23 protein-coding genes and 3 pseudogenes are annotated in these 24,582 nt (G+C 44.4%); 13 read left to right on the forward strand and 13 right to left on the reverse strand.

Features of this window, described 5'->3' with window-relative positions:
• Window positions 1–88: 88 nt before the first annotated feature.
• The 3 genes and pseudogenes from ACSAZL_RS14335 to ACSAZL_RS14345 form a co-directional block, all read right to left on the reverse strand.
• Complete coding sequence (locus ACSAZL_RS14335; protein WP_440945312.1) at window positions 89–736, reverse strand: histidinol phosphate phosphatase domain-containing protein; 648 nt, start codon at window positions 734–736, stop codon at window positions 89–91.
• Between the two features lie 240 nt (window positions 737–976).
• Window positions 977–1,795: a 23S rRNA (uridine(2552)-2'-O)-methyltransferase gene (locus ACSAZL_RS14340; protein ID WP_440945313.1), complete on the reverse strand. Its 819-nt coding sequence runs from the start codon at window positions 1,793–1,795 to the stop codon at window positions 977–979.
• Between the two features lie 254 nt (window positions 1,796–2,049).
• A pseudogene (locus tag ACSAZL_RS14345) lies at window positions 2,050–3,227 on the reverse strand (IS256 family transposase).
• Between the two features lie 350 nt (window positions 3,228–3,577).
• Here ACSAZL_RS14345 and ACSAZL_RS14350 point away from each other — a divergent pair.
• Window positions 3,578–3,871: a hypothetical protein gene (locus tag ACSAZL_RS14350; RefSeq protein WP_440945314.1), complete on the forward strand. Its 294-nt coding sequence runs from the start codon at window positions 3,578–3,580 to the stop codon at window positions 3,869–3,871.
• 447 nt (window positions 3,872–4,318) lie between these two features.
• On the opposite strand, the gene ACSAZL_RS14355 is transcribed toward ACSAZL_RS14350, so the two are convergent.
• Window positions 4,319–5,362, reverse strand: a complete 1,044-nt coding sequence (locus ACSAZL_RS14355) for a Vms1/Ankzf1 family peptidyl-tRNA hydrolase (RefSeq protein WP_440945315.1) — start codon at window positions 5,360–5,362, stop codon at window positions 4,319–4,321.
• Window positions 5,363–5,866: 504 nt separating this feature from the next.
• Here ACSAZL_RS14355 and coaBC point away from each other — a divergent pair.
• From coaBC to ACSAZL_RS14385, 6 genes are all read left to right on the forward strand, one after another.
• Complete coding sequence (coaBC, locus tag ACSAZL_RS14360) at window positions 5,867–7,219, forward strand: bifunctional phosphopantothenoylcysteine decarboxylase/phosphopantothenate--cysteine ligase CoaBC (protein ID WP_440945316.1); 1,353 nt, start codon at window positions 5,867–5,869, stop codon at window positions 7,217–7,219.
• Between the two features lie 170 nt (window positions 7,220–7,389).
• Window positions 7,390–8,292 (forward strand): pantoate kinase, encoded by a 903-nt coding sequence (locus ACSAZL_RS14365; protein WP_440945317.1) that lies wholly within the window; start codon window positions 7,390–7,392, stop codon window positions 8,290–8,292.
• A 126-nt stretch (window positions 8,293–8,418) separates the two neighbouring features.
• Window positions 8,419–9,180, forward strand: coding sequence for a 4-phosphopantoate--beta-alanine ligase (locus tag ACSAZL_RS14370; protein ID WP_440945318.1), 762 nt, complete (start codon window positions 8,419–8,421; stop codon window positions 9,178–9,180).
• A 53-nt stretch (window positions 9,181–9,233) separates the two neighbouring features.
• Window positions 9,234–9,878, forward strand: a complete 645-nt coding sequence (locus tag ACSAZL_RS14375; RefSeq protein ID WP_440945319.1) for an HD domain-containing protein — start codon at window positions 9,234–9,236, stop codon at window positions 9,876–9,878.
• 513 nt (window positions 9,879–10,391) lie between these two features.
• Complete coding sequence (locus tag ACSAZL_RS14380) at window positions 10,392–11,690, forward strand: amidohydrolase family protein (protein ID WP_440945320.1); 1,299 nt, start codon at window positions 10,392–10,394, stop codon at window positions 11,688–11,690.
• 269 nt (window positions 11,691–11,959) lie between these two features.
• Complete coding sequence (locus ACSAZL_RS14385) at window positions 11,960–13,195, forward strand: adenosylhomocysteinase (protein WP_440945321.1); 1,236 nt, start codon at window positions 11,960–11,962, stop codon at window positions 13,193–13,195.
• A 184-nt stretch (window positions 13,196–13,379) separates the two neighbouring features.
• Here the strand turns inward: ACSAZL_RS14385 and ACSAZL_RS14390 are convergent, their stop codons facing one another.
• From ACSAZL_RS14390 to ACSAZL_RS14410, 5 genes are read right to left on the reverse strand one after another with little or no spacing between them, the layout of a single operon-like run.
• Window positions 13,380–14,168: an ABC transporter ATP-binding protein gene (locus ACSAZL_RS14390; protein ID WP_440948861.1), complete on the reverse strand. Its 789-nt coding sequence runs from the start codon at window positions 14,166–14,168 to the stop codon at window positions 13,380–13,382.
• Window positions 14,168–15,316 (reverse strand): FecCD family ABC transporter permease, encoded by a 1,149-nt coding sequence (locus ACSAZL_RS14395; RefSeq protein WP_440945322.1) that lies wholly within the window; start codon window positions 15,314–15,316, stop codon window positions 14,168–14,170. The genes ACSAZL_RS14390 and ACSAZL_RS14395 overlap by 1 nt, the downstream gene beginning before the upstream one ends.
• Before the next feature lie 2 nt (window positions 15,317–15,318).
• Complete coding sequence (locus tag ACSAZL_RS14400) at window positions 15,319–15,459, reverse strand: hypothetical protein (RefSeq protein ID WP_440945323.1); 141 nt, start codon at window positions 15,457–15,459, stop codon at window positions 15,319–15,321.
• 3 nt (window positions 15,460–15,462) lie between these two features.
• Window positions 15,463–16,509: a radical SAM protein gene (locus ACSAZL_RS14405; protein ID WP_440945324.1), complete on the reverse strand. Its 1,047-nt coding sequence runs from the start codon at window positions 16,507–16,509 to the stop codon at window positions 15,463–15,465.
• Window positions 16,506–17,663 (reverse strand): ABC transporter substrate-binding protein, encoded by a 1,158-nt coding sequence (locus tag ACSAZL_RS14410; protein WP_440945325.1) that lies wholly within the window; start codon window positions 17,661–17,663, stop codon window positions 16,506–16,508. Before ACSAZL_RS14410 ends, ACSAZL_RS14405 begins: the two co-directional genes overlap by 4 nt.
• 498 nt (window positions 17,664–18,161) lie before the next feature.
• Between ACSAZL_RS14410 and ACSAZL_RS14415 the strand changes: the two are divergent.
• From ACSAZL_RS14415 to ACSAZL_RS14440, 6 genes and pseudogenes are all read left to right on the forward strand, one after another.
• Window positions 18,162–18,385 (forward strand): annotated as a pseudogene (locus tag ACSAZL_RS14415) (CRISPR-associated endonuclease Cas1).
• Between the two features lie 114 nt (window positions 18,386–18,499).
• The gene (locus ACSAZL_RS14420) at window positions 18,500–18,772 is read left to right on the forward strand and encodes a hypothetical protein (protein WP_440945326.1); all 273 of its coding nucleotides are present in this window, start codon (window positions 18,500–18,502) and stop codon (window positions 18,770–18,772) included.
• A gap of 128 nt (window positions 18,773–18,900) precedes the next feature.
• A complete protein-coding gene (locus ACSAZL_RS14425) occupies window positions 18,901–19,608 on the forward strand; it encodes a hypothetical protein (protein ID WP_440945327.1) in 708 nt (235 codons plus the stop codon).
• Between the two features lie 31 nt (window positions 19,609–19,639).
• Window positions 19,640–19,969 (forward strand): hypothetical protein, encoded by a 330-nt coding sequence (locus ACSAZL_RS14430; RefSeq protein ID WP_440945328.1) that lies wholly within the window; start codon window positions 19,640–19,642, stop codon window positions 19,967–19,969.
• A gap of 248 nt (window positions 19,970–20,217) precedes the next feature.
• Window positions 20,218–20,340 (forward strand): hypothetical protein, encoded by a 123-nt coding sequence (locus tag ACSAZL_RS14435; RefSeq protein WP_440948862.1) that lies wholly within the window; start codon window positions 20,218–20,220, stop codon window positions 20,338–20,340.
• 6 nt (window positions 20,341–20,346) lie between these two features.
• Window positions 20,347–20,763, forward strand: coding sequence for a hypothetical protein (locus ACSAZL_RS14440; RefSeq protein ID WP_440945329.1), 417 nt, complete (start codon window positions 20,347–20,349; stop codon window positions 20,761–20,763).
• 428 nt (window positions 20,764–21,191) lie between these two features.
• Here ACSAZL_RS14440 and ACSAZL_RS14445 read toward each other — a convergent pair.
• The 4 genes and pseudogenes from ACSAZL_RS14445 to ACSAZL_RS14460 all read right to left on the reverse strand — a co-directional run.
• A pseudogene (locus tag ACSAZL_RS14445) lies at window positions 21,192–21,352 on the reverse strand (IS1634 family transposase); the annotation flags it as partial.
• 137 nt (window positions 21,353–21,489) lie between these two features.
• Window positions 21,490–22,482, reverse strand: coding sequence for an ATP-binding cassette domain-containing protein (locus tag ACSAZL_RS14450; protein WP_440945330.1), 993 nt, complete (start codon window positions 22,480–22,482; stop codon window positions 21,490–21,492).
• Window positions 22,483–22,504: 22 nt separating this feature from the next.
• Window positions 22,505–23,200: a GTP-binding protein gene (locus tag ACSAZL_RS14455; RefSeq protein WP_440945331.1), complete on the reverse strand. Its 696-nt coding sequence runs from the start codon at window positions 23,198–23,200 to the stop codon at window positions 22,505–22,507.
• A complete protein-coding gene (locus ACSAZL_RS14460; protein ID WP_440945332.1) occupies window positions 23,197–24,426 on the reverse strand; it encodes an ABC transporter substrate-binding protein in 1,230 nt (409 codons plus the stop codon). Before ACSAZL_RS14460 ends, ACSAZL_RS14455 begins: the two co-directional genes overlap by 4 nt.
• Between the last annotated feature and the right edge of the window lie 156 nt (window positions 24,427–24,582).

Genomic DNA, 24,582 nt, shown 5'->3' on the forward strand with positions numbered 1-24,582 from the left:
ATTCCAATCTGTGAACAGATAAAAGATTTAAAAACAGATAAAAGATTTAAAAATAGAAAATGATAGATTTAGGAATAAAAACGTCAGCTCAGACTATCTCTGATACCTTCTTTTTCGAGGCTTTAAACGCTTCTTTTGCCCTTGATTCGGTAAGCCCGGCTCCCATTGCAATTTTCAGGGCGGTTTCATCGGTGATCAGGTTCTCGGGGGCATGGGTATCGGTGTTCACGACAAGCGTTGCTCCGAATTCGAGGGCAAGCCTGGCAACGTGGCCGTTTGTCCTGTTGTGCCCGTTCCTTGCAGTGAGCTCGAGTAAAACGTTATTCTCTGCCGCAGTCCTGACATCTTCCTCTGAGATCAGGCCGGGGTGGGCAAGGATATCAACGTACTCACAGGCAACTGACGCTGCATTTGTCCCGGGGGCAACCGGTTCGGAGATGGTTTCCCCGTGCACGACCACGATTTCTGCACCCAGCTCTTTTGCTTTCTTTGCCAGGGGAGCAATCTTTCTCGGAGGGACGTGCGTCAGCTCGACTCCGGGCAGGACTCGGATATCCCATTCATTTTCCAGGTACTTTGCTTTCTTTGCAGCATCAAGAAGCTGTTCGAGGTTCGTATAGTCTGCGTGGTCGGTAATTGCAATAGCCTCGTAACCGTGGATAACAGCCCGCCGGACAAGTTCACTGGGGAGCAGTTCCCCGTCACTGAAAATAGTGTGAGTATGAAGATCAATCAACTGGATCACCGTGTTTGAAAAAACTCAGGCTTTTCCCATTGTTATATAGATTTTCCCTTAAAGATATATACTTTCCTCACAAGGTATATTTCTGGTACTTATTAAGGGGTTTATTCAGATTCTGATGATAAGGTTTTTTCATATTCTCATGATAAGGACTTGTTAAGTATTCTCACGATGAGGGTTTATTAAGTATTCTCACGATAAGGGTTTATTAAGTATTCTTACAATTCCAGGGATTTACTCGGCTTTCTCAGAATTTCCGGACTTTTCAGGATTTTCAGCCTTTTCAAGCCTTTCTTCAACATCGGCAAAAGCAAAGTTAGGTTTGACATCTGCTATTTTAATACGGACCTTTTCTCCGACTTCAACGTCCTTTACGAAGACAACGAACCCTTCGATGAGGACAGCCCCGTCTCCGCTTGAACCTAGATTCTCGATATCTACAACGAATTTGTCGCCTTTCCTGAGGGGAGCCGTAAGGAACTTTTTCCCGATAACGTAGATCTCCGCACTCTGCGACCTTGAGGCCTGCGGGGAATAAGCCTTGACGTGGACAAAATTATCCCTGACTTTGTCCAGGTAATCGTTGAACATGTCGCCCTGAAAGACCTTGACCACAAAGTTACCTTTTGGCTTAAGGATCTTCTTTGCACACTCAAGGGCTGAGGTAGAAAGTTCGATTGACCGTGCATGGTCGTAAGACCAGTTTCCTGACAGGTTGGGGGCTGCATCACAGAGTACGACATCTGCCCCTTTTTCTCCGACCGTCTTGATAATCTTCTTGATTGTCGAGTCAGCGTTTATGTCGCCCACTATGGTCTCAACTCCTTCTATCGGAGCTATCCTCTGCAGGTCCACACCCAGAACCTTCCCACCGGAAAGCTCTTTTGCAACCTGAAGCCATCCCCCCGGAGCCGCACCTAAATCAACAACCGAGTCTCCCCGCTTGATAACATTATGCTTCTCATTAATCTGTTTGAGCTTGAAGGAAGCCCTGGACCGGTACCCTTCCTCTTTTGCCTGATGATAATAATAATCTCTTCTATCTCTTGCCATTGCTTACCTTCCCGCACTGAAAGCTGATATAGCTTGCGCAGAAGTCTTATTTCCTGATCTTAAATTTACCGATCTCAAAGGAAGAAGGAAATTTAAATCAAATTAAGATAAATTGGTTAAATAAATATATAATTATTGTTATTTAAAAATGAAAGAAGTTTATTTCTCACGTTTAATCGGTTTCCGGATAGGCTCGGCAGTGTGCCAATTTTTCTGTAAAATTCTCTCTATATCCTTTTAGTCTTCTTTTTTGATTACTGTTCCATTATTAAATACTTATTTCCTGTGATCCAATCTTCATTAATATCGATCAGTATTGAGACAATCAGTCTCAATACTGATTCCTGGTTAGGGAATGCCCCTACCACCTTGCTTCTTCTTTTTATCTCCTTGTTAGTTCTTTCCATGATATTTGTTGTCCTTATTCTTCTCCAATGACTCTTTGGAAACTGCATATAATTCATTACATCATACTGAAACCTTTCAAGGGTATCAGCTGCGCCTTTATATCCCATCTTATCCAGTTCCCTTATCAAATCGCTGTATTTCTGACGGTCTACCAATGCTTCTTTTATCTTCTCTGCTACTTCTTTTTGCTTTTTTTTTGGAACCTTTTTTAGAGCTTGTCTTGTCAGATGTACATGGCACATCTGCCAGCTTGATCCAATAAAGGATTCTCTAACTGCTTTTTGTATTCCTTTATGACCATCAGAAACAATTAACTTGACACCTCTTAAACCTCTTTCTTTCAGGTCTTCGAATAGATCTTGCCAGAGTAGGGAGTCTTCACTATCTGCCAATCTTGTTCCAAGAATCTCACGATAACCGTCATCCCTGATTCCAGCAACTATAAAGAGAGCTTTATTTTCATAATGAAGTCCGTCTCTTACTTTCAAATAGGTTGCATCGATAAACAGATAAGGAATTTCTTGTTCTATTGGCTTTGAGAGGAATTCAGAAACCTTTTCATCAAGCTCTTTTGTAATTCTGGAAACAGAAGAGGCTGAGATTCCCTTAATTCCTAAGGAAGTCATAACCTTATCCACCCTTCGGGTGGAAACACCTTGCAAGTAAGATTCGGCTACAGCGGATAAGATGGCCTGTTCAACTCGAGAATATTTCTCAAAAACCTCTGTTTCAAAGGGAAATTCACGGAATTGAGGCTTTAATAATTCAAGCTCTCCATACTTGGTAAGGAGAGTACGGGGTTTGTAACCGTTTCTACTGGCTTTGCGAGAATCAGTTCTCTCATAACGTTTTGCACCAGCCTGGAGGAGGGCTTCCTCCTCCATTACAAGGTTTAAAAACCAGGTAATTAACTGGCGAATTCCATCTTCCTGATCGAAAAGATAATCTTTTATGAGTGAGAATAAATCTACCATTGACTCTGCATCCTGTTTTTTTGTGGTGAAGAAAAAGGATACAGAGTCAATCATATTTTACAGAACTTTCGGTACACTGCCATAGGCTCTCCGTGTTATTAAAAAACAACGGAGAATATGTCGAAAAAATTAAAACTTAATTCATGACCTTATAGAAACATTCTACTTAATTTTGCAGTTTTTTCTACAGGCTAATAAACAAAACGATAATGCTTCTGAATCGGATTTGACAACTGACGTCTTCTAACATATGTTCGAGGAAATTTTTAACCTGTAGATATAAATGTTTAGCATGCCAGTTCCGATACAAGCTTAAAATATTCACCCCACGACTTGCTCATATATAATCAATTGACAGAATTTATGAACAAGTTTAGTCATTGAATTAGATGAAGTTATTATGACGTACAATGCAAGAAAACCCGGGAAAAGTGTAAAATCGGAATGGAGAATGAGGGCTGCTGATTTTGAAACCGGTGAACCCTCAGAGGTTATCAGGTCGTACGGAGGACCCGAGAAAAAGGAGATAGTTGGGAAATGGATCAGTGATGATGTGTATATCTCAATTAGCGGTACTAAAAGCCGTGGAGGAATGCCCTATAAACTATGGACGAGAGACGAACCAATTCCAATATCTCCTACGGATGCCAGTATGCTGGTTAAAGCACATCTGATCAGACGCGTAAGAAAATAATTGTTTGAAATTATGTTTGAACTGGCCCCAAAAATTAAAATTAATTACCCGAATCTCAAGCTGGAATGGTAAGTCAAGTTTCTGATCATCAAAAATAATCACGAGTCTCCCGTTGATATTGGAATATTCTCTATTCTTTCTGGAAAGACCGCTCTCCTGCGTCTATACTTTACCATTGCTTTTAAGTTAGTCCGCTTGAGCGAAGCTCACTTTTTCCCAAAGATAGTCTACTTGAGCTTAGTTCATTGTTTTAAACATCAAGTAGTCCTCTTGAGGGAGTGAAGCGACCGAAAAGGACCTCTCGCTCCCGAAGCGAAACTCGGGTGGTGCAACTCTGCCGGGACAAGAAAGGCTCAGTATAGCGAAACAAGAAAAACTCAGTATAGCAAATATGGATATATGGGTAGATTTTGTGATTAAATCCTCTTTCAATCAGGTAAATCAGGCTTAGAGCAGATATCTTCTGGAATTTAAAACCGTTCTGAGAATCTCCTCCCCACCCGCTTTTTCAACCTTAATATCAGTCGGTTTTTCGATGATTTCAAGGTTGAGAGGCAAACGCCTCTGGGCTTCCTTTATGAGCTGGGCGTCCCCGCTCATAATAACGCAGTCAATCGGGGAGTTTTCCTCAAGGACTTTATCCAGGGTTTCAAAGAACTTGTCCATATGGTGGGCAATATCTTCCTCTCGGAGGCGTTCGAAACGGCGCTGGGAAAAGCCCCCTTTGCTGTGTTTTTCTTTGACGCTGCTTTTGATGAACTCTTCTTTGTCAAAGGCCCGGGCATCCGGAGCAAAGCCTATGAAGGATTCGCCTGCGTGCAGGACAATGACAAGCATGCGGTAGCCGGTGTTCAGGATTTCTTCAAGGGGGGAAGTTTCAAAACTGTCCTTAAGATGCCAGGCTGGAAGGGAAACATGAATAGGGGGGACTATGGCTTCGGAAATCATGCGGTGCAGGTCGTAGAAAAAGACCAGGCCGGTCTCAGGGTCAAGCCGGTCAAGCAGGGAACGGGTTTCTTCTTCCATGAGGTCGAGAGTTTTTTCGGGAAGCACGGCTGAAAGGTGAGTCCCGTAGGGCAGATAAACGGTTAAAAGGTCATTTGCAGGGGAATGAAGAGAGCTTAGTTTTGACAGATAAGCTTTGATAGCGGCAGGGCTAAGGGTTTCAATCCCGCGGAACTCCAGCTTGCCCCGGGACTCCTCCCTCAGGGTTTCGAGTTCGTGAGAAAGGGTCTGGGTCCGGACAAGTTCCTGGTTCAAGCGCGATTCGGCTTCCTGCCTGTCCGCAACTGCCTGTCTTGCAAGGGTTTCTTTCTTCTCAAGCTGGTTTTTTGTACCCCGAAGGGCAAGTTCGAGTTCGGCTATTCTGGAATTCAGCCTGTCAACCTCAAGTTCCAGCCGCTCTTTTCCGGAGAGCTTTCCTATAATGGTGCCAAAACCTTTTTTCCCATCTGCGGTAACTTCTCTTTTTGCAGCTTTGTTATCGGTCATCTGCCTTCCTGCCCTTTCTCTTAATTTCCCATACAATAAAAGAAATTCCCAAAAGCAACTGACTGTATAATATTAGCAATACCTTATTAAGTATGCGAATAAAGGTACCGGCACTGTAGGCCAGCCGGGCATTTATAGGGTAAACGGTAATTAAACAATGAAAAAGGTAGTGAACGGTGAAAATGGTAGTGAAATGATGAGAACAGTAGTTAAAATATCATACGATTAATACGGAACTTATGACTCAGGAAGAGAATTAAACTCCCGGCTCTACCCGATAGTGGAAACCGTATTTCCTGTGGTACTTACTAACAAAATGGAGCCACTATTGGATTTTACCGGTCCTTATATTTCGAAAGTTTTAAGAATATCATATTTAATGTCACTGTGATTTCAGGATTTTTTTTAAAAAAAGAGAGCTCATTTCCATACATAATTCTTATCGATTATTTCGGTGCCTGAATGAAAAAACCATTGAAGGAGTCTCAAAAGCAGGAGGATCAAATGAATCCTGGCCAGAAAAATCCAGACGTTTCCGGGCTGGAACCTGAAAATTCAGGTCAAAACGGACCGGATGGAGCAAAGTTAAGGGATTGGACGGACAGGCAAAATCCTGCCCGGACAAAGGCTGAAAAAATTCACCCCACCCTCTGGATCCAGGGACAGAAGAGTTCTTCCCTTGCCGGAAAAACGATTGTCCTGGGTATTACCGGAAGTATCGGAGCGGTCAGGGTAGTCGAACTTGCAAGGGAACTGATCCGGAACGGGGCCGAGGTCCATGCAGTTATGACGGAGGCTGCACAGCACATCCTGCACCCTGATGCCCTGCACTACGCCACCGGAAATCCTGTGATTACGGAACTCGGAGGCAGGGTGGAACACGTGGAGTTCTGCGGGTTCAAGGGCAGGGCAGACCTCCTCCTGATAGCCCCGGCAACAGCGAATACCATCGGAAAAATCGCATGCGGAATAGATGATACCACGGTTACCTCTTTTGCGACAACAGCCCTCGGTTCCGATATTCCACTTATGGTTGTCCCCGCAATGCACGAGTCCATGTACAGGCACCCGGCAGTTGTCGAGAATGTGGCAAAATTGAAAGGCTGGGGCATTTCCATGGTGGGCCCGAAGTTCGCAGAAGGCATTGCAAAAATTGCCTCAAACGAAGAAATAGTGCTCGAGGTGGAAAGGGCTCTTGGGAACCGGAGCCTTGAAAACCGAAAAGTGCTCATAACAGGCGGCTCCACCGCCGAAAGCCTTGACCCTATCCGTATCCTTACCAACCGGGCTTCCGGAAAGACAGGCAGGGAACTTGCCCTTGAAGCTTACCGCAGCGGAGCTGATGTGACCCTTGTGCACAGGGACAGGCTCGGGCTTGCAGGGATTAAAGAGGTCTTTGCCGAAAGCGCTGCGGAAATGACCGAAGCCGTGCTCTCGGAACTGGAAAAGGGGTATGATGTCCTGATCAGTTCTGCGGCAATTGCGGATTATACGGCCGAACCTTCTCCCGAGAAGATCAAATCGGGAGGAGAATTTGTGCTTAAACTGAAACCCACTCGAAAACTGATAAAGGAATGCAGGGAAAAGCACCCTGACCTGGTGATCATAGGCTTCAAAGCCGAGACAGGAGTCGGGAAAGAAGAACTCCTTAAAAGGGCAGCTGCAACCCTAAAAGGAACAAAACTCGATATGATTGCAGCAAACGACGTAGGAAAGGGTGGAATGGGTACAGAAGAAAATGAGCTTTACCTGCTAGGAAAAGGAGAAAACAGGCATGTAAGCGGAAACAAGCGCAAACTTGCAACCTGTATCCTTGAGGAGGTTACCGGAATTTTGAATTCACGACAGGGGCTCTGAGCACCTGACCGGTTTATTGGAAGATAACAAACTAACTGATCCGGTACAGTGCCTGATCTGCCGTATCGGCTGGTCCTGCAATCGGCTGGTCCTGCAAATTGTCCTGCACAATACCTACAAAACAGAAATGAACTTTGAAAATTAGCTTGAACAACAAAAAGGCGTTTTATATGTATACATATGAGAGTGAAGGGGCAGACTTTTCAGCAAAAGCATACGCTCCAGGGCATATCACAGGGTTTTTCCAGATTCATGAGCATAATGACCCTCACCGCAAGGGATCTACCGGCTGTGGAATTGTTCTGAACGGAGGAGTTACGACCGAAGTAAAGGTTGGAAAATCCGTCGAAAAGACCGAGATCTTCCTCAATGGAAAGAAGGTTGAAGGCAAGACCACCCGCACAGTGGTAGAGATGTTAGCCGATGTGCCTGTAAAAGTAAAGAGCTGGGCGGAAATCCCGGTCGGGTGCGGGTTCGGAGCTTCGGGGGCAGGAGCGCTCGGGGCTGCCTACGCTCTGAACAGGGTGCTTTCCTTAAACCAGACCGTAAAAAGCCTGACCGAATACGCCCATGTAGCTGAAGTCGTTAACCGCAGCGGGCTTGGGGACATTGCTGCCCAGTCCAATGGTGGAGTGGTAATCCGGCTGCAGCCCGGAGGACCCGAATTCGGGAGAATAGACAGGATCCCGGCCCCCGAAGCCAGAGTTTTCGGTATTGCACTCGGAGAGATTTCTACGGATTCTATCCTGACAGACGAGGTTACAGCAGGAAAGATTAACGCTGCAGGAAAAGTTGCGATGTCCGAACTGCTTAAAAAACCCACTCTCGAAAACTTTATGCACCAGGCAAAAGGCTTTGCCAGCAGTACGGGCCTCATGAGCAGTACGGCAAAGGATGTAATTGAGGCTGCACATGCAAGCGGAGGACTGGCTTCCCAGGCAATGCTTGGAGATACGGTTTTTGCAATTGCTCCCTACAGCCAGGAATTCCCGCTCTACGAAGCCCTTCAGGAATTCGGGCAGGTCCTTGAATACGGTATCAGTACCTGTGTACCGAGATTACTTTATGACTGAGCTTCAGGCGGAGTTCTTTATTTTGTGAATGTTTTCAGCCGGACCAGATGAAAAGCACCAGATAACAATTGTTAAGTAATAATTATCAGATAACGATTATCAGATAAAAAAAGGTAAGCGACAGATATGACCGATATACCCCAAGACCATCCGAGGTACGAATCCCTGCTCGCCCGTGAAAAGGTTGCAGCAGGGGTAAAAATGGGAATTACGAGTATCCAGGGGCTTATTGCCCAGGGGAGAGGCGAGAGCTTTGATTACCTCATAGGCGAGCGTAGCACGGAATCTGCCCTGTATGCGGAAAGGGCGGCGGTTGCCGCACTGCTTCTGGCAAAAAACCCGGTTATTTCCGTAAATGGGAACGTCGCAGCCCTGGCTCCCGAAAAAGTAGTTTCTCTGGCAGACATTACCGGAGCCAAGATTGAAGTAAACCTCTTCCACAGGACCGAAACCCGGGTACACCTCATAATAGAACATCTGAAAGCTAATGGGGCTTCTGAAGTGCTTGGAAAAAACCCGGACGCAACCCTTGAACTCTCCCACGACCGACGGCTTGTGGAAAGCAGGGGAATCTATACGGCAGATGTTGTGCTCGTCCCCCTGGAGGACGGAGACCGCTGTGAGAAACTTGTAGAGATGGGAAAGACCGTCATAACAATTGACCTGAACCCTCTTTCACGGACCTCCAGGACCGCCACGATATCAATTGTGGACAACCTTACAAGAGCTCTTGAAAACATGACAAAACTCGCGCGGGAAATGAAAAAGGAGAGGAAAGAAGAACTTGTGAAGCTGATAACCACTTACGAGAACAAAAAAGCCCTTTCCGGAGCTATTTCCGAAATTCAGGAACACCTCAAGACCCTGACCGCAGAAATAGAATACTGAAAGCAGGATACTTACCTGAAAACAAGATACTCACCTGAAAGCAGGATACTTACATGGATCTTATAGAAAAAACAAGGGAATTTGCGGCTACTTTTCATGAAGGGGAGCCCAGTTCCCACGATATGTCCCACATAACCCGTGTGGAAGCCCTCTGCAGGGAGATCCAGAAAGAAGAAGGAGGAGACCTTTTCATTCTCCAGCTTGCAGCTCTTCTGCATGACGTAGGGGTAATCAAAGAGCATGAAGAAGGGGGAGACCATGCCATCTACAGTGCGGAAATAGCTACCGAATTCCTGGGAAGGGCAGGCGTTGAAAAAAAGACTGTCGAAGCTGTGGCATATTGCATCCTGACTCACAGGTTCAGCGGGGGAAAAAGCCCGGAAACAATAGAAGCCAGGATCCTCCAGGACGCCGATAGGCTTGATGCCCTGGGCGCAATCGGAATTTTCAGGTCCATCCTTTCGATGGGGGCTCTCAGAATGCTGAAGCACACAACAGGACTTGATAAGGGCAGCTCAAAAAAGACTGTCTATGTCAGGGACCCTGTCGAAGGCTTTAACGAATACATGCACTACAAGCCCTTCACCATCCCCGATAAGTTAAATACCGCTACGGCAAAGAGGATTGCAGAAGAAAGGCTGAAGATAATGCGCCTCTACCTTGAAGCTCTGAACCTGGAAACCGGAGCCGGCAAATAAAAAACCTGTAAGTAAAAACCTGTAAGTAAAAAACCTATCAGGTAGCTAATTTTAAGAATATGGGGCAGAAAAACTTAGGCTAAAGATTTGGAGGAGAAAAACCTGATGTTCCCAACAAAGCTCCAAAAACCGGATTTTTTCTGAGATCCTGAAACCAAGCTCCTAAAAATTCCACACCTTACCAGCCTGAAACAGTTTATAAAGATTCACACTTTATAAAGACTCGTACTTTATGAAAAGTAAAGGAAAATTCAGGAGAATTTAGGAGAATTCAAGGAAATTCGGGATAATTCTCAGGACAACTTTTTTTAGGATAACATCTTAAACTTGAGTCCATTACGTGATAAGTTGCAGTTCAATAGGTTGTAGCCGATAAAGTTGCATCTGAAAAATTGCGGTTCAATAAGGATGTAACAAACAAAGTTGCACCTAACAAGTTGAATTAAACAAAGTTGAAGTCCGATAAAATTGCAGTCAAATAAAGTTGCAGTTCAAACTGACGGATATGATCATATGGCTGACATAATCATAAAAAATGCCTACGTTTTAACGATGGACCCCGATGCCGGAGACCTTAAAAACGGGACCGTTGTTATCGAAGACGGAAAGATCACGGAGATCGGGGAGAATACAAAAGAAAATGCCGACACCGTGATCGATGCAAAGGGTTCGGTAGTAATGCCGGGGCTTGCAAACACGCATACCCATGCAGCAATGACCCTTTTCCGGGGTTATGCCGACGACCTCCAGCTTGCGGAATGGCTTGAGAATCACATCTGGCCGGCCGAAACCCAGTTGAAGGCCGAAGATGTATATAAGGGCAGCCTGCTCGCATGCCTGGAAATGATCAAATCCGGAACAACGTCCTTTGCAGATATGTATTTTTATATGGACGAAACAGCAAAGGCTGTAGAGGAATCCGGACTTCGGGCTTCCCTTTCCCACGGCTTAATTGAGCTCTGGAACGAAGAAAAAGGGGAAGCTGACCTTAAGGAAGGAAAACGCTTTGTCCGGGCCTGGCAGGGAGCGGCGGACGGCAGGATAAAAACCATGTACGGTCCCCATGCTCCTAACACCTGCTCGGAGGAATTCCTTACAAAGGTAAAGGAAGAAGCCCGCAGGGACGGAGCAGGCCTCCATATCCACGTCCTGGAAACCGAAGCCGAGCTGAATGAGATGAAAGAAAGGTACGGGAAATGTTCCGTACACCTGCTTGAAGACATAGGTTTTTTCGGCCCTGATGTGCTTGCCGCCCACTGTGTGTGGCTTTCGGACGGAGATATAGAGATATTAAGGAAAAGGGGAGTTAACGTATCCCACAACCCCATAAGTAATATGAAACTGGCATCCGGAATTGCTCCGGTATACAGGATGCTGGAAAGGGGAGTGAATGTCACCCTTGGCACTGACGGCTGCGCCTCAAACAACAACCTTGACCTGTTTGAAGAAATGAAGACCGCTGCCCTCCTGCATAAGGTAAGCACAGGCAACCCGACTGCCCTTCCGGCTCGCCAGGTCCTTGAGATGGCAACCGTTAACGGGGCAAAAGCCCTTGGTACGGAAACCGGAATGTTGAAGGTTGGAAAGAAAGCAGATGTAATTATAGTGGACATGAAAAAACCGCACCTCACACCCTGCTTCGATGTCCCGTCCCATCTGGTCTATTCTGCAAAGGGGTGCGATGTCAGGACAACAATCGTGGACGGAAAAGTCCTTATGGACAATTACAGGGTACTTGCGCTGGACGAGGAAAAAGTCATCGAAGAAGCCAAAAAGGCTGCCGAAGAGCTTGTAGCAAGGGCAAACGCCTGAAACCCCCGGGGCCGTGCCGTGTAACGTATGATGTATTATCATACAGGAATAATAAATACCTGAAAACCAAACATAAGCACAGGTTTGCTTCAATCTGCCGGCAAGCAGAGTTCAGTTTGAGTAAACTCAATGTGAGGTTTCGAGAAAGCAAAGTATTAACCTTGTTAATCACTTAATTCAGGCGTTTACTGAGAATCCAAGCTTATTAGTCGTTAAGTTCAAGCGTTTATCTGAGAATTCAAGCATTTATCTGATATGACGGGATCATCATGACCGAAGAAGAACTTATAGAATCCGGAAACATGAAAATGGAATGGGCAAGAAATCATATGCCGGTAATTGCGATCATCAGGGAGAAGTTCGAGAAAGAAAAACCCCTGAAAGGGCTTAAAGTAGGAATGGCCCTTCATGTGGAAGCAAAGACCGCAGTCCTTGTCGAGACTCTGGCTGCAGGCGGCGCACAGGTAGCTATTTCGGGCTGCAACCCCTTGAGCACACAGGACGACGTGGCAAAAGCTCTCGATACGCGGAAAAATATCAGCTGTTTTGCAAGATACGGGTGCTGTACCAGCGAGTACTATGAAGCAATAGATAAAGTCCTTGACATAGAACCTGACATCACAATCGATGACGGGGCAGACCTTATATTCAAACTCCACAAAGAAAGGACAGACCTGCTCCCGAAAATCCTCGGAGGCTGCGAGGAGACCACCACAGGGGTTCACAGGCTTCATGCCATGGAAAAGGACGGCGCCCTCAAGATGCCGGTAATTGCGGTAAACGATGCCATGACCAAATATCTTTTTGACAACCGCTACGGGACAGGCCAGTCAGCCTGGGACGGGATTAACCGGACCACAAACCTCCTTGTAGCAGGCAAAAACGTTGTTGTTGGAGGCTACGGCTGGTGCGGGCGCGGGGTTGCGATGCGGGCTGCAGGCCTGGGCGCAAGTGTAATCGTCACCGAAGTAGACCCCATCCGCGCCCTTGAAGCGAGGATGGACGGGTATAGGGTCATGAGAATGGCAGATGCCGCAAGGATAGGAGAGATCTTCGTAACAACCACAGGAAACCGTGATATCCTCACCGCCGAACACTTCAAGGTCATGCCGGACGGGGCAGTCCTTGCAAACTCGGGACATTTCAATGTGGAAATCGATATGGAAGCTCTTGCCTCTCTTGCAAAATCCGTCAGGACTGTCAGGCACAATATCAAAGAGTATGATATCGGCGACAGGCGCATTAACGTCATAGCCGAAGGCAGACTCGTAAACCTGGCTGCAGGCGACGGACACCCTGCCGAAGTTATGGACATGAGTTTTGCAAACCAGGCCCTTTGCGTGCGCTACATTGCCGAAAACACCCTTTTGAACGGAGTCCACAGCGTCCCCAGAGGACTTGATACCTATGTGGCAAAACTGAAGCTTGAATCGATGGGCATAAGCATTGACGAACTCACTTCCAAGCAGGAATGCTACATGAGCGGCTGGGAGTGCGGGACGTAATCGGAAAAGAAACAGCAGAGAATAATTTACAGCAGTTTTTAAATTCCTGACCTTAGAGTGCAGTGAATATCGGCTCTTTCCATCGATAGCAGGGGCGATATTTACTGTACATTATTTTGATAATTGTTAATTGTTCTTTATTTCTTTTGCCGGAAAAATATAACTCTTTTTTCGAACGGAGTGTTTAATCCTTGACTACTGGCACAGCAATTTTGCGTTTAATCTCACCATCTATGCGGACAATCTTGATCGGTACTCCGTAGGCGTCCTGAAGGTTTTCTTCAGTAACCACGGCTTCAACTGGACCCATTGCCAGAAACTTCCGATCTTTCATGATACCAACTTTGCTGGATGAAAGAAACGTATGGTCCGGGAAATGTGAGGTCATTACCAGTGCTAATCCCTTTTTGGATAGTTTTCTTATCATTTTTATTGTGTAAATCTGGTTGCCTACGTCCAGATGAGAAGTCGGCTCATCAAGCAGGAGAATCTCAGGCTCCTGGGCAAGCACACGGGCCATAAGCACAAGTTGCATTTGTCCGCCACTGAGTTCTGTGTATGGCTTGTCCCAGATATGTTCGATATTCACTGTCCTGAGGGCTTCAAGCGCAATTTCTCTATCTCTGTGTGAGGGAGAAGCAAATGTATTCAGGTGAGGGGTTCGCCCCATCATGACAACCTGCAGTACGGAATATGGAAAGGTAGGAGTATGGATCTGAGGAATGAAACCTATTTTCTTTGCCAGCTTTTTTGGCGCATACGATGAAATGTCCTTTCCATCGATACAGATATTTCCTGCATTCAGCGGATACAGGTTACAGAGGCAGCGAAGCAGAGTAGATTTGCCTGTGCCGTTGGGCCCGAGAATACAAAACACATCCCCTGAGTCTACCGAGAAGGAGAGATCCTCAAAGATATTCCTTTTTCCATCATAGGAAAAGGTAGCATTTTTTATTTCAAGTCTTGCACACATCACGACCACGTCTTTTTAGCTCTATATAACAAATATAGAAATATCGGAGCACCCAGAAACGAAGTGACTATGCTGATGGGTATTTCTACAGACGTCAGTGTCCTGCATACCGTATCGACTGCCAGCAGATAGGAACCTCCTAACAATATGGATGCTATTATCATGTCCCTATGATCAGGACCGACTAACATTCTGGAAATGTGAGGTATTATCAGCCCCACCCAGCCGATTACCCCTCCGATGCAGACAGCTGCAGCGGTCAGTAGAGTAGAACAGACAATAACCACCGGAAGGAGACGTCTGGTATCTATTCCCAGTGATCTGGCCTCTTCATCCCCCATGGAAATAACATTAAGATGCCATCGCAGCAGGACAATTACCAGCATGGCAATGAAAATGACCGGTATGACCAGAATAAAATTAGTTTTGGAAGCTTTGGCGAAGGAACCCATAAGCCAGAAGACGATATCAGGAAGCTTGCTATAAGGATCGGCCACAAATTTCAGCAGCGAAATCATCGCAGAGAACAGGCCGCCGACAATAATTCCTGCCAGCACGAGCACCAATGTAGGATTGCTGCGATAGACACGACTTATCGTAAAGGTCATACCCACTGCAAGCAGTCCGAAAGCGAAGGCTGACAATTGTATTACACCGGTCCCCTGATCCATCAGTATCGCCAGAGCCGCACCTACCCCTGCACCTGCAGATATGCCCAGAATGGACTCGGAAACCAGCGGATTGCGGAAGACACCCTGATATGTGGCACCTGAAACCGCAAGCCCGGACCCTGCGAGGATGACAGCGACTGCCCTTGGTAATCTCACATCCCAGACGACCGTGTCCATGACTGCGGACCAGGTATGAGGTATCGACCAGAAGAAAGCTATCTTTACACCGGTAATGATTGCTATCGTATCCCCGACCCATTCCAGGATACCGGCAGCTACGATGACTACAACAGTAACAGGATCAATAGGGTATCTGCCCATGAAGAGGGCTGTGATGAGAACACCGATCAGCAGCAGGAACAAAATAAAGTTTATCGATGCTTTACCCGGATATAACCTGTGTTTAGCCTTGCTACTAAAAGTAACGTCATTGGAGTTATGCGCATTCTCCTGCCCGGCTATTTCTACTCGTTTCACGATTAACATACCCTAAGAATAGCCCTGAAAACAGAAACCTTAGGTTCAGTGGTTGTTTCAATACAGGGCATCTGCATCATCTCCTCGATACTTCCCGCTTTGTATTCAGGCAGGTCCTGAAGTTCATGCGGAGCTACAGCCATCACTCAAAAAATGACTCTTTCAATACCTGATTCTTTGAGAAGCTTCGAAGCAGTAGCGATAGTATTACGATATTCCATACGATCGCGATATTCCAATGCTGAGTGCAGGTACCAGTTGTTCCTGTAGCCCGGCACACGATTGATATGCACACCGCCAATGCGGTTGCCTCCGCCAGCCATGACCCACATGGGAATGTCATCATAGCTCCATCCCGCCGCTGGTCCGATGTCGATATCCCTCAGAACCAGACGCATGATTGCGATAATGCGGGAACCTTCCATTGTCGAGCAGCGCGGGTGTTCCTCCATGGGTGTTCCCCTCACCGGGAAGAAGCGACTCACATACACACTTTTCAGGTTCCTGAACTGGCGGACAAAGAACATGAAGTCCACATAATCTTTGTAACGTTCAGGTCCTGTTGTCAACCCGGCAAGCATTCCGGTACCGAACTCCATCCCTACATCGTTTATCATCTCCGCCAGTTTCACCTTGGCATCGAAACTGTCTCCTGCCTTGACCTTTCGGAATAGGTCACGATTCACAGTTTCAAAGGATGCCCCGATACGTTTTACACCAAGCCGTTTCAGTTCCAGAATGCTTTCCTCTGACATGGCAGCCCCGACATTAACCGTTATGTCGGCTGATGTAAGGGGAACGATTGCACGGACTATCTCAACAATGTCCCTGCCATCGGAGCGGCGGTCTGTGCCCCCGCTAAGGTGAAATTCCTTCAGTCCCTGCTCTTCAATGTATTTCACACCAATCTTTATTTCATCAATGTTCAGGGGCTGAGTCGTGTCCTTGGTCCAGTACGGGCAATATGAACACAGCGGCTGCAGTTTGCAGGGAAGAACCGAGGCAATTCCCCCGCTCCATCGGAAAATGCTGCCTATCTCTTTATTTCGTACTGCCAAAGCTGTCCGGAACATATCCTGTGCTTTTGCAAAATTCTCAGTTTCTTTAAAAAGAAAGAGAGCCTCATCGTAATCGATAGGCTCATCCATGCCTTTACGGAGTATTTTTTCACAGGACACTTCCTGATCCGTCATGCTACCGTCTCCGCGATTTGCTCATCCGTTATGTTATCGTAGAGGTAGAACTCTGAATAGAACGCACGTGTCTCGTTATCGAAATCAAACGTTACTTTATCCGGATGCAGCTTCTCCGCTGTCCACATCAGACCCATAATTGACTGAATTCCGTCCAGTGATTCCCAGCGGGGAGCTGCGTATACACGGCTGTTCTTCACCGCATTGACGGATTGCCACTGGGTATCGTTTAGAATTGCATTCTTTTCTGTTTCCGTCTTTGTAATAATTACATCAGGATTCCAGAGGAGGACCTGCTCGATGTTAACAGCAAGATGCTCATCAACCTTCTGGGCCGAAGTCAGCGAAACGTTCGTATCGTACAAATCGACACCACCTGCCAGGTCGATTATCGAACTCATTACTGTAAGCGGTCCCACCGTTGAAAGCGGGCCGTCATGGGACGCATAATAAACTTTCACATACTGGTCCTCCGGAATCGTCGAAGTAATATCCGTTACCTTTTTGATAGAATTGTTCCAGTAATCTGCGAGTTCGTTTGCTTCTCCCTCATTACCCAGTACCTCGCCCATTAATCTGAATGACTGCTCGTAGTCTGTCAGATTGTCTTTAGAAATAACAACCACCGGTGCTGCATAATCAATCTGTTCCTGATACAGGTTCGGATCTTTTGTCATGGATACGATCACATCAGGATCCAGTACCAGCATCTGTTCCTGGTTCATACCTTTGAAATATACCCCGGTGACAGGCAGGCTATTCAGAGTGTCATTTGCGTCCTCAGGTACCAGCCGAGGGTTTGCATTGAACACCATATCTGTACTGATCAGTTTTTCCGGTGCCAATCTCCATGTCATATATGTGGGAATAGGATGCAGACAACTTACTCTCGTGATGTTTTCAGGGGCAGGAATTGCCACCGTCCTTTTTGCCATGTCAGTAATCTCTATCGCACCGTCCGGACCACCTGTTTGTGAAGAACCGCCAGTACTGGAATATCCGCTGCCAGAATCAGTAACAGGATCTCCTTTTTCCGTGATCCCGTCAGAACCTGAATCACTTTCCTTTGCCGAATCACTGTCCGTGCAGCCACTTAAAAAGACTGCAGCCACCAACACCATGACTATGAAAAGAACTTTAAGTTTCCTGTTCATATTGAGTCCGCCCCTACAAGCAATTTATTGTCGTGTACATGCAACCCTCAATGAATGAATCTGAGCCGGCTGTAGACTACAGAAGTCAAGCCTTGTCACAACCAGGGATTCCCGCCATAGGCGTGGAGATAAGAAATCATCAACAGCTACCATCGGGATTTTCCTGAGCGTTTTACTTATCCTGTGTAACTGCTGGTCTGTCGGTTACATGCTTATGCACGATGTCAGGGCCAGAAGCAATATAATTTCATAAATCAGCTCGTTTTGCATTCATAGCAAGACCATTAGCTTTCAACGCTTTTACCGTTATGTTCGAACGAACATAATGACATAAATAACTATCGTGTTTTCAGAATAACGCTGAATATAGGGAGTAGAGAGGGACCTAGCCCGGAAATACTGGGATGGGGTTTCAAAGGCTGTTCCGGGGGAATATGGTTTTTGTTTCGGGATGGACTGGTACGGAAGACCTGTAGATCTGTGGATATTATAAACGCCATGCCCGATTATGGTTATTCTCTGCTTGGATCTGAATGCTTGAGAGCCATTAATTCTGTAGGTCTGTATGCTCAGGTAGGCTTTTGCATGAAATGACACCAAGCAAGAACAGCTTAGCGTATGACCTTCAGGAGCCTTTCAGGTTCCTTGTGGATCTGACAGTTATCAGCCTGATTGAAAGTGGAGCTATGGAGAATAAAGACTTCATAAGGACTGAAAATTAGAATCTGAGGCTTAAACCTACAGGAGCCAGGAAGATTGTTAATGAGTTTTTCAATATGCTGAATTAAAAAGTAAGTTACCAGGGAAAAGAAAGCACCTGGGGTTACGTTATCTTTTTGAAGGTAAGAGAGTTAGCTCATTATCTCACTAGCAAAAAAGAAAAACTGGACTTTGTTAAGCCTGAATATGAAATTGAGAGAATTGATTTTCATGATATAAGGCAAAAGATTCTCAATATTTCTTATGTTGATTGGAAGAAACTAGGGTTTTCTAAAGGCACATTGCATTATATGAAGCAGAACGCCAAGAGTGATAAACCATTTACTCTTAATGCTCATGTTCTGGAAAGAGTACATAAGTGGGAAGCATTGGTTTCAAGTCAAAAGTAAAAATGTGTGTATACTTTTACTGTAAAATGTAAAAAATGTAAATTTCAAAGTAAAATGGAAAAACAGTATCAGAAGAAATTGTAAATTTTACTATAAAATAGTAAAAACGGCATCATGGAGATTGAAAAATGAATATAAAACATAAATCACATTTTACAACTCTTTACAATATCTGTCCTGTTTGTGGTTATGATGGCTTGGATGAGCCACCTTATGATATAGATGAGGTTCCATCTTATGAAATATGTTCATGTTGTGGGTTTGAATATGGATTTGATGAAGAAGGCTATTATTTCGAAGAATATCGTGACAAATGGATCAAAGATGGATGGAAATGGTCTTCACCTGACAAAAAACCTGATAATTGGGATAACATAAAGCAGCTTTGTAACATTATCAAATTAATGCCTTTTGATAAAATGAATATCTTACAAGCGAGAGATGGACTCCTTAGATTTTACAATGTAAATACATTGTTTATAGACCGAAATGACGTTAAAAGAATGGAGCCATGTTATTTACATATTAGTGAAGTTTTTAAGGTTAAGTTGAAAGAAAATGATGACCCAAAATTGCTAATCACTATTATTGAAGATGATAAAAAAAGATATGATATGCCAATAAGTCTAATGTTTCTGGTTTACCAACGTTTAATAGAACTTCAACCTCAAAAAGAAAATGTACTTGAATTTATATATTATTTAGAACCTGTAAGTGGTCCTGACTGGGAAGAAGAAATAGATGCAATGAAGAAATCCATAGCTGAAGATAATATGCCTGAAGCAGTGGGAATAGCTCTAAAGGTCGATTACAACAAGTATCAAAATTGTGAGTGATTGTTGTTCTTTGTATTGCATTGGTGGTCTAATGTTTGACGACGTAGATTTCAAATCAAAAAGTTATATCTATAACCCGGTAAAATTTGTTCCAGGAAAATGTCTCGAAGAACAATTTTTGGATGAGGATTTATTTCAAGTTAATTACGATCTTGAAGATATTCATTATACTATTGATGTTGGCTGGTATCCTGCTTTTTCAACTTCTGGCTCATTCAGAATAGTTATTGTCAAGAACTGTAATTGGGATGAATTCCTTTATGAAAAAAGAACCAGCGATTATGGACAATTACATAAGTATATGGGAGAATGTGTAGCTATTGTTAAGCAATTACTAGAATCTACGGAATATTTTGCTTAGAAAATGGTTAAGTCTTTTTTTAATATTAATTTCAAAGCACTTTCTAAGTCAGGATTAAAGAAAGGAATGGAGTGTTTTTCTACGAATCAAAAGCCCGATAATTGGGATTACAAAAAGCAGTTTTGCAACATTGGCATAAGATGAAATAAGGGTGGAAAAGTGAAATTTTCAGAACTGGAAGTTGTGAGAACAAAGAAAGACATACCTGAAGAAGGCATTAGAAAAGGAGAGGAGACGTTGGTACTATAATTGTTGCTTTTACAAAACCAAATGAAGCTTATGAAGTTGAGTTTTCTGAAGATGTTTTTAATCCGAGATTTGTAGTGTTCTTACCTGATGAGATCGAAAAGTATGAACTTTCGGAAGAGTGAAAATTAATGGAAATAGAAATGCTTGAACAATATAGAGATTTATCAATTTCAATTGAAGAGCTATCCAGGGTTATTGATGTTCATTCATTTGCTTCACCTGATTATTCCGATTCGGTGATTATCTGCAAAGAACACGTAATAAGTGTTTTAGAAAAATACAAGCGAAATGAAGTTTCAGAATTAGATGTAGCAAGATGGGCTAAGTTCGTTATGTTCTCAGACTGGTATGATTATTGCAAAGAAAATTATGAATCTATTGCCAGTGTGGTAGCTGAACTGGAAGCTCCTTTATTATGGGGTAACTATGTTGATGGAGATTATGGAGAACTTGCAGAATTCATGGGAAAACTATCCTTTGAGAAGGCAGATGTTTACATAAATGCTCTCAGAAATAAAAAACCGCTTTTATTAAACAGGCAATAAAATATAGAAATTAACTTAATCTAGTGTGACTTTCTAAAAATCGCAGATTATGCATTATCTTTGCACTAACGTACAAAAATGGACTTTTTTATTTAGAATTATTATGGATATAAACTCTTTAGCTAAGGCAATTTTTTGAAAATAAGGGGTTGTGCATGATCTTCCTACACGCGTTGCGTTTTTTTGACTTACCTATATCCCATAAACTTAGTGCGAGGAGTGGAATTCGAACTCACGAAATCCCTCGATACCGGATCTTCGTCACCTTTGACCTGGCTGGGCAGCCCCCGCATTATTGAAGGGTAAATTTTTATCTTTGTTTCGCCAATTTTTGATTACTCTTTTTTCCCTGCTTACAGTAGTCCCGGATAACCAGGTTCCGAATGAGGAATTTGACAGTCATCAAATATTTATGATTTGCCAAAAAGAAGATCCAAACCCTGGCTTTCATGCTTGCCAAAAATACCAAAAAATGAAGTTTCCCATAAAAGTATCGAATAGAAAGTACCGATCCGATAGAAAAACATATATCTTTGTTTGGAATGGTGGGAATTGCTCTTATTTTTGTTTTTATTGAAAATTCAGGCAAAAATCTCAGTTCTCTGAAAGTTCAGACTAAATATATATTACACAAGAAAAATATTAATTAGTGATAATTCCCTTATATGCGATCGGACAGCAGGAATATGGAAATTTTGTACTATTCGTTATCCCGATGAAATCAAGCTACACCAGAAGGTCTCTAAGGTCGATTTCTTCCCCCATTCTCAACTGATTTCGGAGAGAAGTAAGTTTGCGGTCTATTTTTTCGAGGCTCTCCAGGTACTTTTTCTCATCCGCTGTGGTTTTTAGAAGTTTTGAAATCCCGCCATTTTGAATGACCAGTCTCTGATCTGCCGACAGAGCCAGAAGAGGGTCATGAGTACTGATTAAAACGATCTTGTTATTACTTACCAGAAGCTCCAGAGACCTGACCTTGTCGACTCCGGCATTCTCAATCTCATCGATCAGGACGACAGATGCCGGACTGAGAAGTGCGGTATCTGCGACCATCAGGGCGCGGGATTGCCCCCCCGAGAGCTCCGTAACGGGAGTTGCCCTGCTGAAGGGTTCTCCTGCCAGAATGTTTGCGGTATCATATATTTTCTGAACGATACGGGAGACCTCATCGACCATACGGCTCTCGGCATGCATGGTCAGAAACTCCTCGACACTGAGATCCATAACAAAGTTCATGTTCTGTGAAAGTTGCGCGATAAAACGCCCCTCGGTTGAGAAACGCTCCTCGTCATCCGGAGCCCGGCCATTAACAAGGATTTTGCGGCCGGTGGGGGTATCCTCCTGAGCCAGAGATTCGATATCGGCCAGAAGCCGTGACTTGCCTGACCCTGTAGGGCCGACTATTGCTGTCACCCCACCCTTTTTTAGTTCTACCGCAAAGGCTTCTTTTTCACCTCTCTTATTACGTCCCGGGAGCACGGTCAGGGATTCGACTGCGGACCCGTTTCCCTGTTGAAGAGCCCTGGCCTGCTCAATAAACAGAAAGAAGCCTTCAATAAAGGCAAGAGAGCTGCTTCCCATCTCGATAAAATAATCTTCGCCAGGTATCGAACCCAGCTCTTCCAGTTTTTTGTTCCCAAACTGCACAGGATCAATTGCAAATGCCGAAAAGTAATCCTCTATCCAGGGCATCATCTTCCTGAGTTCATTTATCGTCATGTGAAGCAAATCTGTCCGCAATTTATTCTTCTCCTCTGAAATTTACCAGCTTTGAAACACCAATCTGCCTGTCATCCCCGATTTTTCTCTCTCCGAGACAGTATGAACATAGGGCTCCGGGCATGGTGAATCGGAGTGTGGCTCCCTGAAGGGTTTCAATTGTAGAAGTTTTTTCCATAAGCTTTGCAAGATAGAAACTACCCTGGCCTGTAACCCCATTAATCTGAATTATCATTCCCCTCGGGTTAACCTGTTTGACCCTGTATGCAAAGACCTCACGCTCTGCCTGGGAGACAATATCTCCTTTAGTAATAACAACGATATCTGCAAGTTTTAACATGGGACCGATTTTTTTAGGTGTGTTGACCCCACTCAGGTTATCAATAACACAAATTGCCAGAACATCCCTGATATGGGGAGAACAGCGGTTGCAGAGCCCGGCACTTTCGGTAATCAGAAAATCAAACTTCTTTTCTTTGGCCCACCTGAGGGCTTCTTCAATATTGCTTACGAAAAAATGGTCAGGACAGAGCCCTCCGGAGAGCCCGGTTTTGACCGGAATATTGTAAGCGGAATAGAGGGCCTCATCCTGAGCCGAGAGGCAGTCAAATTTTACCACACCGATTGAAAAACCCTTCTGTCTGAGCTCTTCGATGGTCTTGATAATGATGCTGGTTTTTCCTGATGAGGGAGGACCTGCTACCGTAACAAGCCTCACATGACACCTCCGGTCTCCTTGAACTGCTGACTAAAAACCTCTTCAATCTCTTCTTTAAGTGGTCCTATGTCGGTATTCATCAGGAAGTCCCAGCCCAGCCAATAGAGTGTGATACCTCCAAGCTTATTATCAACTTCAGGGTTCGTTGTCGGGAAAAAGGCTCTGGCAGAGATTTCCCCAAACTCTTTTCCACATAGGAAATCCGTGATCTCCTTAACCCGTTCGGCTCCACTTTTTTTAACCAGCATCTGCACAGGACTTACGATAGCCCCTTCCGAAGGTATAGTGATTGTTATCCGGGACCTGTCTCTAATTTTCTTAGCAAAGAAGTAAGGCATGATATACATGGGTGGCACGTCATCTTTTTTGCTGTCTATCATTTTGACCATCTCGGATGGATGGAGTCCCGTATATACTGACGAAGCAAGCTTTTTAATTCCTTCCATCCCGTACATCCGGTAAAACGGGAGAAGTACTCCATTACAGAAAAAGCCATCCTGTCCCCGCATAATAACCCTGTTCCGGTACTCGGCTTTTAAGAGATCTTCCCAGGATTCCGGTCTGGTATTATCCATGAGTTCATCTATTGTAACCAGGACAAGAAGGTTTGCTGAGATCATGGTAAACTGACCACGGGGATCGGCAAAACCGATTGATTCAAAATCGATGTTCATGGGGGATGAATTAAGATTTACAAAATACTCCTTATTAAGAAAATTCTCCTGGAAGGGTTTGTGGTAGAAGCTGTTAATATCGGAACTGACAATTATGTCCGGGAGTTCGTCAATCGATGTAACCAGATCGATATAGGCATAATAGGAGAGCTCATGATTGACATTTCCTTCTACAAGAGAATGGAGCACATTATTAATTTGTCTGCTGTATTCAGTTGAAAAGTCATCAAATGCACGGGAAAAGGGCATCTTCATGCCGCAGGGTAACAGGGCAAGAAGGGTCAGCTCTTTTTGTCGTTCCGGGGAATCTGCAAGGGTAAAATCTCCTTTTGTTTCACTGTCCGAAACAGCCTGATTCAGGAGCTCAATAAAAGAGTCTTCATTCACCGATACCATTGAGAGGGCTGTTTTCAATTTTAGTAAAGGACCAAGTTTTTCAAGAACTTCCCTGTTTTCAAATTTCCCCATTCCATACTGTTTGAATATTTTTAGTAAAAAAGGATATTCACTTAAGATCTGGTATATGCTCATTGTTTCATCAATTGCGTTCATATCATTCCACCTGATATGCTTTTGAGCGGGATCTTATCTCCCTGCATGACATTCAGATTAAACTTTTCAATAGTGGTATTTCCATCAAAGAAAAAACTTACGTTATCAAATCTTATCAATTCCACATTTACACCAGCCCCTGTTTTTGTTCCGTTT

The organism is Methanosarcina mangrovi, assembly GCF_052057765.1.
In the GTDB taxonomy this organism is placed as follows: domain Archaea; phylum Halobacteriota; class Methanosarcinia; order Methanosarcinales; family Methanosarcinaceae; genus Methanosarcina.